General features: G+C 72.0%; 10 protein-coding genes and 2 pseudogenes. 7 read left to right on the forward strand and 5 right to left on the reverse strand.

Features of this window, described 5'->3' with window-relative positions; translation table 11 throughout:
* Nucleotides 1–276: 276 nt before the first annotated feature.
* The 3 genes and pseudogenes from D455_RS0107165 to D455_RS29580 all read right to left on the reverse strand — a co-directional run bounded on the left by D455_RS0107165 (nt 277) and on the right by D455_RS29580 (nt 4012).
* Entirely contained in the window at nt 277–711 is a 435-nt protein-coding gene (locus tag D455_RS0107165) for a response regulator (RefSeq protein WP_026122399.1), read from the reverse strand.
* Between the two features lie 27 nt (nt 712–738).
* Nucleotides 739–2724 (reverse strand): sensor histidine kinase, encoded by a 1986-nt coding sequence (locus D455_RS29575; RefSeq protein ID WP_017570067.1) that lies wholly within the window; start codon nt 2722–2724, stop codon nt 739–741.
* A 23-nt stretch (nt 2725–2747) separates the two neighbouring features.
* Nucleotides 2748–4012, reverse strand: a pseudogene (locus D455_RS29580) (PP2C family protein-serine/threonine phosphatase).
* Nucleotides 4013–4630: 618 nt separating this feature from the next.
* Between D455_RS29580 and D455_RS0107190 the strand changes: the two are divergent.
* The 4 genes and pseudogenes from D455_RS0107190 (at nt 4631) to D455_RS0107200 (ending at nt 6744) form a co-directional block, all read left to right on the forward strand.
* Nucleotides 4631–5320, forward strand: a complete 690-nt coding sequence (locus D455_RS0107190; protein WP_017570071.1) for a biliverdin-producing heme oxygenase — start codon at nt 4631–4633, stop codon at nt 5318–5320.
* 45 nt (nt 5321–5365) lie between these two features.
* A pseudogene (locus D455_RS32575) lies at nt 5366–5503 on the forward strand (DUF1048 domain-containing protein); the annotation flags it as partial.
* Between the two features lie 138 nt (nt 5504–5641).
* Nucleotides 5642–6265: a TetR/AcrR family transcriptional regulator gene (locus tag D455_RS0107195; protein WP_017570072.1), complete on the forward strand. Its 624-nt coding sequence runs from the start codon at nt 5642–5644 to the stop codon at nt 6263–6265.
* Nucleotides 6266–6465: 200 nt separating this feature from the next.
* Complete coding sequence (locus D455_RS0107200; protein ID WP_026122402.1) at nt 6466–6744, forward strand: hypothetical protein; 279 nt, start codon at nt 6466–6468, stop codon at nt 6742–6744.
* 5 nt (nt 6745–6749) lie between these two features.
* Here the strand turns inward: D455_RS0107200 and D455_RS0107205 are convergent, their stop codons facing one another.
* Complete coding sequence (locus D455_RS0107205) at nt 6750–7796, reverse strand: 3'-5' exonuclease (RefSeq protein WP_017570074.1); 1047 nt, start codon at nt 7794–7796, stop codon at nt 6750–6752.
* Nucleotides 7797–8078: 282 nt separating this feature from the next.
* Here D455_RS0107205 and D455_RS0107210 point away from each other — a divergent pair, with 282 nt between their 5' ends.
* Together D455_RS0107210 and D455_RS0107215 are read left to right on the forward strand one after the other, a co-directional pair.
* A complete protein-coding gene (locus D455_RS0107210; protein ID WP_026122403.1) occupies nt 8079–9041 on the forward strand; it encodes an asparaginase in 963 nt (320 codons plus the stop codon).
* A 58-nt stretch (nt 9042–9099) separates the two neighbouring features.
* Entirely contained in the window at nt 9100–10392 is a 1293-nt protein-coding gene (locus D455_RS0107215) for an NAD(P)/FAD-dependent oxidoreductase (protein ID WP_026122404.1), read from the forward strand.
* Here D455_RS0107215 and D455_RS0107220 read toward each other — a convergent pair.
* Nucleotides 10373–10567, reverse strand: coding sequence for a ferredoxin (locus D455_RS0107220; protein WP_017570077.1), 195 nt, complete (start codon nt 10565–10567; stop codon nt 10373–10375). The genes D455_RS0107215 and D455_RS0107220 overlap by 20 nt on opposite strands.
* Nucleotides 10568–11298: 731 nt before the next feature.
* Between D455_RS0107220 and D455_RS35175 the strand changes: the two genes are divergently transcribed.
* The gene (locus tag D455_RS35175; protein WP_449289300.1) at nt 11299–13386 is read left to right on the forward strand and encodes a DUF4153 domain-containing protein; all 2088 of its coding nucleotides are present in this window, start codon (nt 11299–11301) and stop codon (nt 13384–13386) included.
* Nucleotides 13387–13607 lie beyond the last annotated feature (221 nt).

Raw genomic sequence — 13607 nt, forward strand, 5'->3', positions numbered from 1 at the left:
GAAAAACCGACGTGCCCACGTGCTCCCGCCCCGCGCGTTCGCGCTGGCGGACGGGGATGGCGGGCGGGTTGGCGGGGACGACCGTGCCGGGACGGGGGTGGCGGCCCCGGGGCACGGTGCGGAGCCCGCGCGAACCCCGGGTCCGGGGCCGGGGCAGCACGAGGCGGGAGGGTGGGTGTGGCCCTCCTGTTTCCATGAAACCGCGGTCAGGAGCGGCGAGGTAGCCCCTGTGAGGAACCGTGGAGAACCGCGCCTGGCCCCGGGGGGCGTGGCCGGTCAGCCCTTGGGCAGGCGCACCACGCTGACGAAGAAGTCGTCGATCTGCCGGACCACCCGGATGAACTGCTCGAAGTCCACCGGCTTGGGCACGTAGGCGTTGGCGTGCAGACGGTAACTGCGCAGCACGTCCTCCTCCGCCTCCGAGGTGGTGAGCACCACGACGGGGATGTGCGCGAGGTCCTCGTCGTTCTTGACCTCCTCCAGCACCTCCCGGCCGTCCTTGCGGGGCAGGTTGAGGTCGAGCAGGATCAGGTGGGGGCGGGGCGCGTCGGCGAACTCACCCTCGCGACGCAGGAAGCGCAGCGCCTCGACGCCGTCGGAGACCACGTGCAGGCGGTTGCCCAGCTTGTGTTCCTCGAACGCCTCCTTGGTCATCAGGACGTCACCGGGATCGTCCTCGACCAGCAGCACCTCGATGGGATGCACCAACATGACCTCGCTCAAGCTTCAGACCCCTGCTCAGGGTCCCGCCCCGTGACCGGGGGGAACCGTACCGCCACCGGTGTCGGGCGGAGCGGGACGGGTGTCGCCGGAACCGTCATCCGGTCCGGCGCCGTCCTCCTCCGGGACATCCGTACCCGTGGACTGTCGTGCGGCCGTCGGAGCCGATTCCGCGGGGTCGGTCTCGGCGTCCTCGGTGCCCTCGACTCCGTTATCGACGAGAGGGGTTCCGGCGGTTTCCCTGTCAGGAGCCGAATCCTCGTCCTCCGCGGTGTCGGCGGGCAAGGACCAGCATATGCGGGTTCCGGTCCGGTCGGAGTCGCCGTCCGCCGAGGTTCCGGTCTCCTCGGCCGCGTCCGCGTCGGTGCCCAGCCAGATCCGTCCCCCGTGGAACTCCACGATCTTCTTGCACATCGCCAGACCGATACCGGTCCCCGTGTACTTGTCCCTGGTATGCAACCGCTGGAAGATCACGAAGATGCGCTCCGCGTACTGCGGTTCGATTCCGATCCCGTTGTCGGCGCAGCAGAACACCCACTCGTCCTCGCGCCGTTCGACGCTGAGGTGGACACGGGGTTCCTCCTCGCCGCGGAACTTCACGGCGTTGCCCACGAGGTTGAAGAACACCTGGGTGAGCAGGGTGCGGTCGCCCTGGACGGTCGGCATCGGATCCCAGGTGACCTCGGCGCCCGCCTCCTCCAGGCGGGTGGACAGGTTGTTCAGGGCGTCGTCCAGGGCGTCGTCCAGGGCGACCGGCGCGAAGTTCCTCGTCCGGCCGACCCGGGAGAAGGCCAGCAGGTCGTTGATGAGGGTCTGCATGCGCTTGGCTCCCTCGACCGCGAAGTCGATGTAGGAGTCGGCGCGCTCGTCCAGCTGGCCCTGGTAGCGGCGTTGGAGCAGCTGGCAGAAGCTGGCCACCTTGCGCAGGGGTTCCTGGAGGTCGTGGGAGGCGACGTAGGCGAACTGCTCCAGCTCCAGGTTGGAGCGGCGCAGTTCCTCGGTCTGGTTCTCCATGAGGACGGACTGTTCCTGGAGCTTGCGCCGCGCGGAGGCGACCTCCTCCAGGTCCCGCACGATGCGCTCGCGCATGGCGTCCACGTCGTGTCCGAGCCGGACGATCTCCGGAGGGCCGTGCAGGGAGATCCGGTGCGCGAAGTAGCCCTCCGACACCTGGCGCATGTGTCCGGCGAGTTCCTCCAGGGGGCGCAGCACCCACTGTTGCAGCATCACCCACAGGAACACCGACAGGAACACCACGACCAGGCCGACCAGGACCAGCAGGGCCACGACCTGCTGGGTGGCCAGGGTCAGCCCCTCGCGGGCCTGCCGCATCTCCGACTCCAGCTGCTGGGTGGTGGCGTCGCTGATGCGGCTGAGGTCCAGGAACAGCATTCGGCCGCGCCGCAACTCCTCCTGGGAGACCTCCTGTCCGCTGCTGACCTGTTCCAGGGCGGGCTCGGCGAACTCCTCGGTCCACACCCGGCCCGCGGCGAGCAGGTCGTCGACGTTGGTGGCCACCTCGGGGTTGTCCTCGGCCAGCTGCTCCAGGACCGCATGGTGCTCCGCCAGGGTCAGCTGGCTCTCGACGTAGGGCTGGAGGAACTCGCGGTCCTGGGTGAGGATGTAGCCGCGCAGGGCGTGGTCCTGGGTGAGGTAGGCCGAGTGGGTCTGCTCGACCGCGCTCACGGCGGGGGTCAGGGAGTCGACCTGGAGCACCAGCGACTCGCGGGCCCGGAACGCCGCCAGGGTGATGACGGACACCGCGATGACCAGGACGACGGCGACCACGGTCAGCAGGCTCGTGACGCGCCGCCGCAGGCTCCACGACTCGCGGGACGGGCGCTTCTGCTCGCGGTCGGCGCCGTTGACGAAGTGCGTGCCCCCGGTCGACGTGTCGCCGATGGACATGCCGCTGGCCGGCGTTTCCCCGGTGGACGCGTCACCGGTCGACGTTCCTCCGCCCACACCGGTGTCCGGGTCCGGCCCGGATGCGTTGGTCTCCATGGCCGGTCCCTTTCCGGTCGGTCTCACTCCACCTCTCCGTGGGTGATGAGCAGCATCGCCACGTCGTCCTGGAGTGGTCCCCCGTTGCTGCGCTCGGCCTCGTCCACCACTCGTTCGGGCAGGTGGATCAGGGAGGTTCCCTGTTCCAGCACGCCGCTGACCATCCGGCGCAGGCCCGCGACCTCCAGTCGGGCGGGCGGGGCGCCGTCGTAGGCGTCGACGAGGCCGTCGGTGTAGAAGAGCATGGTCGCCCCGACGGGCAGCACGACCGTGTCGGTGTCGGTCTGCTCGACCGGGAAGACCCCCAGGGGCGGCTGCGGGGTGACCCGGGTCTCCTCGACCTCGCCGTCACGCAGGACCATCGGCGGCGGGTGGCCGAGGACGCGGAGCCGGACGCGGTCGTCGCCGGTGTCCAGGCTGGCCATGCACAGCGTCGCGTACATCTCCTCCTGGGCGCGCTCGCTGACCAGGATGCCCTCCAGGTTGGGCAGCACCTTCTCCTCGTCGACGCCGCCCATGATGAGGGCGCGCCAGGCGATGCGCAGGCTGACGCCGAGGGCGGCCTCGTCGGGGCCGTGCCCGCTGACGTCGCCGATGATGACGTGGGTGGTGCCGTCCTTCTCGACCGCGTCGTAGAAGTCACCGCCGACCAGGGCGCGCTTGCGGCCCGGGCGGTAGTAGGCGCGGTGTTCGAGGGGGAGCGCTGGAGGAGGACCTGGGGCAGCAGGCCGCGTTCGAGGCGCATGTTCTCGCGGGCGCTCATGCGGGCCTCGCGCAACTGGCGGGCGTTCTCGTCGGCGCGGCGGCGTTCGAGGGAGTAGCGCAGGCTGCGGCCGAGCAGCGAGCCGTCGACCTGTCCCTTGACGAGGTAGTCCTGGGCTCCCGCGGCCACGGCGGCGACGCCCTCGTGCTCGTCGTCGAGTCCGGTGAGGACGACGACGGCCGCGGCGGGAGCGCTCTCCAGCACCTCACGGAGCAGGTCCAGCCCCTGGGCGTCGGGAAGGTTGAGGTCGAGCAGCACGCAGCCGCGGAACTCCCTGAGGTGCTCGCGCGCCTCGGCGAGGGTCGGGACCCAGGTGATCCGGGTGGTCAGGACCGTCTCGTCGAGGAGTTCCTCGGCGAGGAAGGCGTCGCCTGGATCGTCTTCGATCAGCAGGACGTCAACCGATTCGACGGTAGCCTCCACCTGCTCGCTCAGGACCGTGTCGTCGCCCAGGGAGGCCCTGCCGTGTGAGGCAGCGCCGTTGGCGGAGGCGGCCTGTGCCGCCTCCTCTCCGATCACCGTCACGGGATCGTGCCTTGTTCTCCTGGTATCCACTCATCGCCCTTGGTCTGCCGGTCCGTCGGTGCTCTGTCGCGCCGCGTGACCCCTGGGGGACACCTCGGGTCTTCCTGGCGGTTCGGACCGCACGCCACCCAAACGATAATCGCCCGAGCGACCTGTTGACCAGCGGCCGTGACGAGACACATCCAACCCCCGGAAACGGAAACGCCGCCGCGTTCCCCCTGAGTGAGGGCGTGACGCCCGTCCGTGGAGACCGTACGGCACGGGCCCCGGTATTCGGGGGAGAACGGGCATATGCGCATGCACAGGCACATGCAAGGTGTGACGGGGGGCACTCCGGGTCCCTTCGAGCGTACCCGAGAAGCCCCGGAGAGGGTTCGGCGCGGAATCGGGGACGGACCGGAACCGGGGACGGAGTGAGACCGGGGGCGGGAGGGGACCGAGTACGGGATGGGACCGGGAACGGGAAGGCCGGGGCCGAAGCCGAAGGCGAGCGAGGACGGGAGGGGGCGGCCTGCGGGCCAGGCTTTCGCGACAGGGTGTCGTATCCCCCTTGACAGCGCCGCGCGTCTAAATGACATCATGTCATCAAGCGTGCGACACGGAAGGCGGACAGCACGGATGAGCGCAACGGCCGAGGCCTCCGCGACAGCCACCCCCGATTCGCCCGAGACGTTCTCCGAGCGGTTGCGCGCGGCGACCTGGAGCGACCACCGGGCCGCCGAGGACCACGGGTTCACCCGGGCCCTCATGGACGGCACGCTCTCCCTCGCCGGGTACACCGGGATGGTCGCCCAGCACTACTTCGCCTACGTCGCGCTGGAGGAGGTCGGCAGGCGCCTTGCGGACAACCCCGTCGTCGGAAGGTTCCACCACCCGGAACTGGAGCGGGTCCCCGCCCTGGTCCGCGACCTGGAGCACCTACTCGGCGACGACTGGCGGGAGAGGGTCTCCCCCACCCCGGCCACCCGCACCTACGCGGCGCGCATCGAGCAGATGGCCGACCACCCCGAGGGGTTCGTCGCCCACCACTACACCCGCTACATGGGTGACGTGTCCGGCGGCCAGTTCATCCGCCGCGTGGCCGCGAGGACCTACGGCCTGACCGACGGGGCCGGTGTCTCCTTCTACGTCTTCGACGGACTGGGCAGCCTGCCCCGGTTCCGCGCCGGGTACCGGGAACGGCTCGACTCGCTGGACCTGGACGAGACCGCGGCGGCCCGCCTGGTGGCCGAGACCCGGCTGGCCTACCAGTTCAACACCGAGGTGTTCGCCGACCTGGGCCGGGCGTACGTGCCCGACGCCGCCTGAGGCGACCGCGGAACCCGGACGGCTGACCCGTCCGAGGAGGGCGCCGCGGCCGGCAGGGGAGTCCTGGAAGTCGTCGGCGACGATGTCGCCGCCTTCTGCGACGGCCTGATCAAGGACTCGCCCACCTACGCGGACATCCGTCAGGAGTCCGTCAGCGGGGAACCCGGCACGGCCGGGAAGTGACCCCGTGGTCGAACCGGTGGACGCGGGCCGGGACCGTCCCGACGGGCACCGCCACCGGTTCGACGGGCGCGCCCGCCCACGCCTCCGGGCGCCACCGGACCCGGCCCGCACGGCTCCCCGGCGTGACACCATAGGGAGATGCCCAAGATCACGGCTCCGACCATCGCCGCCCACCGCGCCCGCACACGGGAGCGCATCATGGAGGCCGTCGACGAGCTGATCCGGACCCAGGGGATCGACCGCGTCTCCATGACCGACGTGGCCAACTCCGCGGGGATCACCCGCACCGCCCTGTACAACTACTTCCCGGACAAGCCCGCACTGCTCCTGGCGTTCACCGAGCAGGTCAACAGCTCGTTCGTCGAGCGGTACAGGCGCGAACTGCCCTCGGGGGTCTCGGCGGCACGGCGGCTCTCGGCGTTCGTCCGCCTCCAGCTGGAGGGCATCATGGCGCATCCGCACCCGCCCGCCGCCGAGCTCGGGGCCAGCCTCGGCCCGGACGCCTACCAGGCGCTCGCCGCCCACGTGGCGCCCATGCAGCGCCTGCTGACCGAGATCCTGGAGGAGGGCACCACCGCGGGCGAGTTCGATCCCCTGCCCGCCGAACACGTCGCCCGGCTCACCCTGGCGATGGTCGGTTCCCAGCGCCTGCCCCTGGTCAACGGCGATATCGACCTGGACCAGACCCACGCCCTGGTCACCCGGTTCGCGCTCCGGGCCCTGGGCGTGGAGGCCGAAACCGTGGACACCGTGCTTCCGTAAACACGTCCGCGAACTCCAGGCCGAAAACCCGGAGTGGGTACACGGAAGCACACGGTCATAAGGGCTGGGCCGTAACCCGCGCCCCAACGTTGGCCAGGCGATACCAAGTCGCAACGGTACGGCGACATCGGTCAGAATCGGTGCTCCGTCCGCCCCTCCGGGCGGCCACCCCTTCGACCGACTGTGAGGCCCTCTCCGACGTGTCCCTCGTGCTGATCCTCCTCGGCGCCGTCCTGGTCGCGGTCGCCCTGTTCAACAAGGTGCCCAGCTACGTCCCCGGACGGTTTCCGACGGCCCGCACCGGCCACGGCGCCCGTGCCGGCCGCGGTGGTTCCGTGGCCACCGCCCAGCACTCCGGGGTCCGCCCACGTGTGCGACTGGTGTCGGCCAAGCTCACCGAACAGGGGCAGGCGCTACTCACCACGCTCGGCGGCAGCGCCCTGATCGTGGCGTTCTTCCTCAACCTGTCCGGTCTTTGACCTGCTCAGTCTCCGAACCCGGCCCGGTGCCCGAACACGGCTCCGCCGGTCCGGCCCATCCGGCCCAGCCTCCGGCGCGGGGAACCGTCCCCGCCGTTCCGCCCGGCCGGAAGTCCCCGGCCGGACCGGAGCCCGCGGTCGACCAGGTCGCGCAGGCCCTCACCGCCGCGTTCGCCCGCCATGCGCACCAGCAGCCCGCCCGCGGCCGTGGCCGCGATCCCGCCCGTCACGGCGGCGACCGCGGCCAACCGCTCGCGGAAACGGGTGTCACGGTGCGCGGCCATCTCCGCGATCGCCCGGTCCGTGTCCCCGAAGACACCGCCGCACAGCAGCGGATCCAGCTCCTGGGGTCGCCACCGTGCCCGCCAGGAGCTCAACGGGGCGAGACCGCCGGGCGGCGCGGACGTGCGCGGCTTCCACCGGACCGGTTCCCGCGTCCCGTCCGCCGGGACCGTGAAACTCCTGGGAGCGGGACCGCCGTAACGCAGATCACCGGGAGCGTTGGCCAGCATCTCCGCGAGCAGTTTGGCGCAGGCGCGGGCGTCGCCCAGCGCCGTGTGCTGCCCGGTCGGCCAGTCGCCGCTGAGCCGGTAGGACGCCTTCGGTAGCGAGTACCGGTCCAGCTCCACCTGGGAGCGCAGCGCACGCAGCGTGCACAGGCCGGACTGGCCCGTGGGCAGTCCGGCGGGCACCAGTTCCGCGGCGAGGAAGCGCTGTTCGAAGTCGAGGTTGTGGCCCACCACGACCGCTCCGGAGAGCAGTTCGGTCAGCCTGGGCGTCACCTGGGCGGCGGTCGGGGCGCCCACGGTGTCGCCCTCGCCGATCCCGTGGAACTCCTGCCCGCCCACCGGCGCGCGCGGGTCGACCAGGGTGCTGAACTCCTCGACCAGCTTGCCGTCACCGCGTACGCGCACCACCGCGATCTCCACGATGCGCGCGCCCTCACGCGGTTCGAGGCCGGTGGTCTCCATGTCGAGCACCGCGTACTCCAGGTCCGCCGCCCGCATACCGACCCTGCGCCGGGTCAGCGCGCCCATCCGCAGCGTTCCCATCGTGTGCCCCACTCCTTCGTCCACCGCGTCAACCGGCCTTCTCGCCTGCCGCATACCGGCACCGACCTTACTCCCCGCGTCCGACAGCGGACCCCTCGCACGCTGCCCGACGTCGTTCCCGGCCCCCGGGCCTCTGGCGGGATCCGGTGCCCGGAGGCGTTGCCGGTGGTCCACGGGCGTGCGACGACCGGAAGAAAGGTGGATTATGTAACGTTCTTACGCGTGTCCGTCATGGACACGCCCACGTACGTCCGCCCCGACCTCAACGGCGAGGAGAACCGCATGCCCCAGAGCCCGCTGCCCGAGTACGTCCCCCTGGCGGAGGTCACCCGGTCCGGGATGCTGGAGAGCGTCCACTACGGAGCCGTCGTCGGGCTGGCCGCGGACGGTCGGATCTCCTACGCGCGCGGTCCCGTGCACCAGCCCATGTTCCCGCGTTCCTCCGCCAAGCCCTTCCAGGCGCTGGCGATGCTGCGCGCGGGCGCGTCCCTGGAGGGTTCCGCCCTGGCCATCGCCGCGGGCAGCCACTCCGGTGAGGACGTCCACACCGCCGAGACCGAGCGCGTCCTCGCCGCCTCCGGGCTCACCGCCGACGACCTGGGCTGTCCGCCGAGCGCGCCCGGCGGCAAGGAGGCGTACAAGGAGTTCGTCCGCGCCGGACGCGAGCCCGAGCGGGTGCTGATGAACTGCTCCGGCAAGCACGCGGGCATGCTCGCCGCCTGCGTCGTCCAGGGGTGGAGCACCAAGGACTACCTCGACCCGGAGCACCCCTTCCAGGTGCTCGTCCGCGAGACCATCGAGGAACTGTGCGAGGAGCCGGTCGCGCACACCGCCGTGGACGGCTGCGGGGCGCCCCAGATGGCGGTCTCCCTGGCCGGACTGGCCCGCGGTCTGTGGCGGATGCGCACCGCGCCCGAGGGCGGACCGGAGCGGGCCGTCGTCGACGCGATGAGCGCCCACCCCCTGTACGTGGCGGGCACGGACCGGATCGACACCGACCTCATGACGCGGATGCCCGGTCTGGTCTCCAAGATCGGCGCGGACGGCGTCCTGGTGCTCAGCGCCGCCACCGGCGAGACCGTCGCCGTCAAGATCAGCGACGGAGACGCCGAGCAGCGCGCGCGTACCCTGGTCGCACTCGACGCGCTGCGGACCATCGGCGTGGACGTCTCCCCCGTCCAGGACCGGTTGCGCGTCGACGTCCACGGAGGTGGCGCCCCCGTCGGCGAGGTCCGCCCGCTCTGACGCACTCTCCCCGGGGGACCACCGCACCCCGGGGACCACCACCGGAAGGGACACCACCGTGCGGGACACCCTCAACGACATCGTCATCGTCGGCGCCGGGATGGCCGGACTGCACACGGCCGAGGCGCTGCGCGAACGCGGGTACGAGGGGCGGCTGACGCTCCTCGGCGAGGAGGCGCACCGGCCCTACTCGCGTCCGCCGCTGTCCAAGGAGGTCCTGACCGGTGTGGGCATGGACCCCTCGGGCGGCGGCCCCGGCTGGCTGGTGGGCCACCGGGCGCTGCGGTTGCGCGAGGACGAGGCCGTGGACGCGCTCGACCTGGACTTCCGTCCCGGCACCCGGGCCGTGGGTCTGGACACCACCGCCCGCGAGGTGAGCGTGTCCGGCCCGGGCGGTGCCGACGGAGTCGACGGAGCAGGCGGAAGGGTGCGCTACGACGGTCTGGTGATCGCCACGGGCGCGCGGGCGCGCCGCCCCGACACCGACCTGGCGGGCGTGCACGTCCTGCGCACCCTGGACGACGCCGAGGCGGTGCGGGCCGAGTTCGACTCCGGTGGCCGCCTGGTGGTGGTCGGTGCCGGTTTCGTCGGGGCCGAGGTGGCGGCCAGCGCCCGCGCGGTGGGCATGGACGTGACCCTGGTGGAGGCGGCTCCCACGCCGCTGACCCGGGTCGTCGACCCCCGGATCGGCGAGGTCCTGACGGAGCTGCACCGGGAGAACGGCGTGGACGTGCGCCTGGGTGTGGGCGTGGCCGGGTTCGAGGGCCGGGGGCGGGTGGAACGCGTACGCCTGGCCGACGGCTCCGCCGTGGAGGCCACGCTGGTGGTCGCCGGGATCGGCGTGCACCTGAACACCGAGTGGCTGCGCGGGTCGGGGGTGGAGCTGCTGGCCGACGGATCGGTGGCGTGCGACGAGTACTCCGCGACCTCGGTGCCGGACGTGTACGCGGTCGGCGACCTGGCGAACTGGCCGCACCCGCGCTACGGCGGACGGATCCGGCTGGAGCACTGGACCAACGCGGGAGAGCAGGGCGAGGCCGCCGCGCACAACCTGTTGGCGGGGGCGGAGGGGCGGACGCCCTTCACTCCGGTGCCCTACTTCTGGTCCGACCAATACAAGATGAAGGTCCAGCTCTTGGGGCAGGGCGCCCCCGCCGATCAGGTCGCTTTCGTGCACGGCTCCCCGGAGAACCGAAAGTTCGTGGCCTTCCTGGGCCGGGACGGAATGCTCACCGGTGTGCTGGGGCTGCGTTCCACGCCGAGGACGATGCGCTACCGGGGACTGCTGGAGAAGCCGACGACGTGGGACCAGGCCCTGGAGGCCGCGGGGGCTACGACTCCAGCACGGTGATGGCCCTCTTGGGGCACATGCGCTCGGCCTGGCGGACGTGCTCGTGGGAGGCCGTGTCGGGTTCCTCGGTGAGCAGGTGGAGGAAGTCGTCGTCGCGGACCTCGAACACCTCCGGGGCGGCGGCCATGCACAGGGCGTTGCTCTCGCACTGGTCGTAGTCGATCCTGACTCGCATCGTCGTTGACTCCTCGCGCGGACGGCTGTGTGTCCTTCCCGACACTAGTGCGGTGGCCGGGACCGTTCACGGGGAGCGGCGGCCATGGCGGCACGGCAGGCCCCCGCGGCCCTCCGCGGCCCTCCGCGGCCACCGCACCGGCCGGAAACGCCCGCGGAGCGACGGCTTCCGTCATGCGCCCCAACACCCGGTATCCACCGATAATCCAGGCGCTGTGTGAACCGTCCGCGCTCGTGGACTGTCCCACCTCACGACAGCATCAGGAAGTCTGACGCCGTCGTGGAAAGGGGCATGCGGTGAGCGAGAACGAGACCGCCCAGGGTTCTGTGGGCCGGGGGACGGAATCCGTGACGGATCCGCCGGGTCCGCCCGGCCAGGTGGGCTCTCCAGGCCCGCATGGCCACCCCGACACCGCTGGTCCCACCGGTCCGCCTGGTGCTCCGGGGATGCCCGGTGCTCCCCCGGCCCACCAGTACTACGGCCCTCCCCAGACGCACCTGACATACGCGCAGCAGTACCAGCGGATGTACCAGGACCCGGCCTACCGGTACCGGCCACGGGGGCCCCTGCCCCAGGCACCCGTGTGGCNNGTGGCCGCGCTGCTGGCCACGCTGAACCGGCCGGGACTCGGCCTGGTCATCACCGGTGTGGTCGCGGGACTGACCGCGCTCTCCGCCCTGGTGGTGCGTCCCGCCATCCCCGAGAGCGGGGTGGAGGAGGACTCCCCCTCCATGGGGAGACCGGGGGACGGAAGCGCCCGGGCCTCCGGCACCGTCGAAGGCCGTGAGCCGGGAGTCACGCCCGCGCCGACGACGGGAGGCGGTCCCGCGGCCGGTACGGAGGCCGGGAACCGGTCGTCGCCGCCCGGGAACACCGCCGAGGACGGTGGTGGCGAGGGCAGCGGGTCCACGGGTGCGACGGAGCCTTCCGGTGAGACTGACGAGGTCACCGCGACTGACGAGGCCACGGACACCGCTGCGCCCTCCGCGACGGGAGACACCGCTCAGTCCGAAGCCGCACCGGCACACACGGAAGCCGGAAACGCCACACCGAGGGGCGCTGGTGCCCCGGACACGACTGCGCCTCCCGAGGACGCTGAGGCCTCCGAAACGGCAGAGGCACCTGGGAACGGCATCACCGAGGCTGCCGAGGCCACGGAGTCTTCCGAAACCGGTGAGGTCGAGGAGGTCCCCGCGAGCGGTGAGCCCACGGATACCGCAAAGCCCTCCGAGACTGGTGAAGGCGACGCAACCCCCGCGACCAGTGAGGCCGCAAAGACGGTGGAGCCCTCCGGCGCCACCACGGCTCCCCCGGCCGCCGGGACTCCGGAGACGCCCGGCACCGCGCCAGCCGGACCGGCCACCGGCGCACACCCCGCAGACGGCCACCGGGGCGCCCACGCCCACCCCGCCCCCCACCACGCGGGCTTCGCCGCGGCCCCGCCGACCGGGAGCACCGACCCCGGTCCCGAGCCCCGGCCCGACCGCTACTCCCACACCTGGTCGGCGACCTACGGCGTGCTCTCCGCCGTCCTCCTGTTCACGGCACTGTTCCGCGACGCGGGCTGGGTGCTCTTCTGGACCCTGGGCGCGTCCTTCTTCTTCGCCTCGATGGCCTTCGCCGCGCGCAACCCCGCCTCCCGGAGGGGCGCCGTGGGCGTCCTCACCGGTTCCCTCGCCCTGTTCCGCAACCTGCCCTCCACGCCCCGGTTCCTGACCGCCCCGCTACGCGGCGCACGGTCCCGGCACCTGGTCGGGCCGGTCGTGCTCACCGTGGTGGTCACCGGCGCGCTGCTGCTCGTCTTCGGCCTGCTGTTCGCCACGGCCGACGCGGTGTTCCTCAGCTACCTGGACGACACGCTCTCCCACCTGTTCCCGGACGACATCGGACTCACCCTCTTCGGCAACCTCTTCGCCATGGCGGCGGCCGTCCTCCTCACGGGCGCCGCGGTGCTGACCGCCCGCCGGCGCCACGCGCCGAGGCGCGTCCCCCGCCCCGCGCCGGCCTCCTCCCGCCCGAACTCCCTGCCGGTGTGGGTGCTGACGATCCCGCTCGTCGCCCTGATCGCCCTGTTCAGCGCGTTCCTCGCGGTACAGGCCGTCGCCATGTTCGGCGGTGACGACTACGTCCAGCGCGTCGCGGGAGTCACCTACGCCCAGTACGCCCGCCAGGGCTTCTTCCAGCTGCTCGTGGTCAGCGTGCTCGTGCTGTGCGTCATCGGGCTGGTCGTCCGCGTCCTGCCGTCCCGCACCACCCGCGTCCTGCGCAACGCCCTGCTCGGAGCGCTGTGCGTCCTCACCCTGGTCATCCTCGCCTCGGCGATGATGCGCCTCCAGCTGTACATCGACGCCTTCGGCCTGTCCCGTCTGCGGGCCACCGCCGAGGCGTGGATCGTGTGGAGCGCGGGGCTGTTCGGTCTGGTGCTCGTGGCGGGCGCCTGCAACACCCTGGGCCGGTCCGCGGCCTGGCTGCCCCGCGTCACCGCCGCCTTCGCGGGGGTGGCCCTGGCCGTGTTCGCCTACGGCAACCCGGACCTGCGCATCGCCGAGAGCCAGCGGAACCTGGAGGTGAACGCGATCGACACCCTGTACCTGCGGGGTCTGTCCGCCGACGCGGTCCCCGCGCTGATGGAGCTGGAGGAGGAGAAACGCGACTGCGTGCTGGTCGGGTTCCAGGACCTGGTCGAGACCTCCGACGATTTCGCCTCGTGGAACCTGTCCCGCCACCAGGCGCGCCAGCGCCTGACGGAGCTGAGCCTGTTCGAGGTCGGCGGTCAGGCCGGGCTGGACTGCTCCTACCGCGACGCCTTCCACCACTAGGTCGTGTTCTTTGGACCGTTCCGTGCCCGCGGCCCACGGGCCGCCTCCCGCCGCGCCGGTGACGCCCGCACGGCCAAACCGGGCCGCGCCGCGCGCCACGTCCCGCGAGGGACGGTCGGACCCCCGCTGCGCGGTGCCGCCGAGCCCGCGAGGCACTGCACAGCGGGGGCGAGGGCCGCGCGCGGGGTGTCGGCTCCGCCGACAGGCACGAGAGCATCCAG

Source organism: Nocardiopsis halotolerans DSM 44410 (assembly GCF_000341065.1).
Classification (GTDB): domain Bacteria; phylum Actinomycetota; class Actinomycetes; order Streptosporangiales; family Streptosporangiaceae; genus Nocardiopsis; species Nocardiopsis halotolerans.

Coding starts and splice junctions, on each gene's coding strand:
- D455_RS29575 (WP_017570067.1), bottom strand. CDS start 2,724: ATGGAGACCAACGCATCCGGGCCGGACCCGGACACCGGTGTGGGCGGA.
- D455_RS0107165 (WP_026122399.1), bottom strand. CDS start 711: ATGTTGGTGCATCCCATCGAGGTGCTGCTGGTCGAGGACGATCCCGGT.
- D455_RS0107190 (WP_017570071.1), top strand. CDS start 4,631: ATGAGCGCAACGGCCGAGGCCTCCGCGACAGCCACCCCCGATTCGCCC.
- D455_RS0107220 (WP_017570077.1), bottom strand. CDS start 10,567: ATGCGAGTCAGGATCGACTACGACCAGTGCGAGAGCAACGCCCTGTGC.
- D455_RS35175 (WP_449289300.1), top strand. CDS start 11,299: ATGGGGAGACCGGGGGACGGAAGCGCCCGGGCCTCCGGCACCGTCGAA.
- D455_RS0107210 (WP_026122403.1), top strand. CDS start 8,079: ATGCCCCAGAGCCCGCTGCCCGAGTACGTCCCCCTGGCGGAGGTCACC.
- D455_RS0107205 (WP_017570074.1), bottom strand. CDS start 7,796: ATGGGAACGCTGCGGATGGGCGCGCTGACCCGGCGCAGGGTCGGTATG.
- D455_RS0107195 (WP_017570072.1), top strand. CDS start 5,642: ATGCCCAAGATCACGGCTCCGACCATCGCCGCCCACCGCGCCCGCACA.